Genomic DNA, 304 nt, shown 5'->3' with positions numbered 1-304 from the left:
CTGCGAATGACGAAGCGGCGCGAATCGACGCGGCGGCTAGGGAAGAAGCCGCCGCTTTACTGAATGATGCCGAAGCGCGTAAGGCAGAGCTTGTTACCGAGATTGCCGACAAGGTGGGTGACCTTGCCGAGCGTGACAGCCAGCTCGAGGACGTGAAGCTCGATATCGAAGATGAGCAAGACCGATTGGAGTATCTTCGGCAACGAGCGGACGGAGTTGCGCGAGACATTGGAGAGCTTCAACCCATCGCTAGCGAGGTTCGGGGCTGGGAAGCTGCGGGAAAAGCTGAGCGCGGCGCAATCCT

1 protein-coding gene is annotated in these 304 nt (G+C 59.5%); it reads left to right on the top strand.

The annotated features are described in order from the left end of the window. On the top strand, positions 1 to 304 hold a 304-nt coding region (locus tag NE591_RS14160), incomplete at both ends, for a hypothetical protein (RefSeq protein WP_256156970.1).

Origin of the sequence: Adlercreutzia sp. DFI.6.23 (assembly GCF_024462535.1) — a bacterium.
GTDB lineage: Bacteria > Actinomycetota > Coriobacteriia > Coriobacteriales > Eggerthellaceae > Adlercreutzia > Adlercreutzia rubneri.
Note: the sequence above shows the minus strand (reverse complement) of the source record. Positions and strands in the feature narration are given on the sequence as shown.